Origin of the sequence: Mycobacterium palustre (genome assembly GCF_002101785.1) — a bacterium.
GTDB lineage: Bacteria > Actinomycetota > Actinomycetes > Mycobacteriales > Mycobacteriaceae > Mycobacterium > Mycobacterium palustre.
Map to the genome: position 1 here is coordinate 1 of NZ_LQPJ01000042.1, position 1348 is coordinate 1348.

Genomic DNA, 1348 nt, shown 5'->3' on the forward strand with positions numbered 1-1348 from the left:
TGAAACGCCCTGGAAATCCCGGAGGCTCCTGACCTTGGAAACGAGGATGCAGGTATGCCGAAGGAACAGTCGCCCGGGAAACCCACGACGCGTCGATACAGTGCCGAGGAGAAGGCCGCCGCGGTACGGATGGTCCGCACGCTCCGGGCGGAGCTGGGCACCGAGCAGGGCACGGTGCAGCGCGTTGCTCGCCAGCTCGGCTACGGAGTGGAATCGGTGCGCACCTGGGTCCGTCAGGCCGACATCGACGAAGGCCTGGCACCCGGGGTGACGACCGCGGAGTCGAAAAGGGTGCAGGAGCTCGAGCAGGAGAATCGAGAACTCAAGCGCGCCAACGAGATTCTGAAACGTGCAGCGAGTTTCTTCGGGGCGGAGCTCGACCGCCAACACAAGAAATAGTCGAGTTCATCGACGCCAATCGCGAGGAGTTCGGGGTCGAGCCCATCTGCACCGTCCTGCGCAGCGCAGGCCTGCAGGTGGCCCTGAGCACCTACTACGACACCAAAGCCCGGGTCCCGTCGGCGCGGGCCCTGCGGGACGCCGTCCTGGGGCCGGCGTTGTGTCAGCTCTGGAAAGACAACTACTGCGTCTATGGGGCCCGCAAGCTCTGGAAAACCGCCCGCCGCGAGGGTCATGACGTCGGCCGGGATCAGGTGGCCCGGCTGATGCGGGCCGCCGGCATCGAGGGAGTCCGGCGCGGCAAACGGGTCCGCACCACCAAACCCGACCCGGCCGCGGCCCGGCATCCGGATTTGGTGAAGCGCAACTTCACCGCGACCGCCCCGAACCAGCTCTGGGTGACCGACCTGACGTTCGTGCCGACCTGGGCCGGGGTGGCGTATGTGTGCTTCATCATCGACGCGTATTCGCGGATGATCGTGGGCTGGCGGGTAGCCTCGCATATGCGGACCTCGATGGTGCTCGACGCGTTGGAGATGGCGCGGTGGTCACGTGGAAATATGTTGCCAGGCTTGAGATGTCACTCGGATGCCGGGTCGCAATTCACCTCCATTCGCTACGGGGAAAGGCTCGCTGAGATCGGCGCAGTCCCGTCAATCGGGACCGTCGGGGACAGTTTCGATAACGCTCTCGCGGAGACGGTCAACGGCTACTACAAGGCCGAACTGATCTACGGCCCCGCCCGCACCGGGCCATGGAAAACCGTCGAAGACGTCGAGTTGGCGACGCTCAGCTGGGTCTACTGGCACAACACCAGCCGACTACACAGCTACCTCGGCGACATCCCACCTGCCGAGTTCGAAGCTGCGTTCTACGATGCATACCGGACCGACCAACCCTTGATCGGAATCCAATAGCCCGAGCCTCCGGGAAACCCAGGGCGTTTCAC

Annotated in this window: 1 protein-coding gene and 1 other annotated feature; the gene reads left to right on the forward strand. The window is 64.6% G+C overall.

Annotated features, from left to right (window positions below; all coding sequences use genetic code 11):
* Nucleotides 1–54 precede the first annotated feature (54 nt).
* Nucleotides 55–1316 (forward strand): IS3 family transposase gene (locus AWC19_RS03245; protein ID WP_085989543.1). Its coding sequence is split into 2 segments (ribosomal slippage): nucleotides 55–358 and nucleotides 358–1316, totalling 1263 coding nucleotides; the frame shifts between segments, so codons are not numbered across the junction.
* Nucleotides 354–485, forward strand: a sequence feature (AL1L pseudoknot). (Overlaps the previous gene by 132 nt.)
* Nucleotides 1317–1348 lie beyond the last annotated feature (32 nt).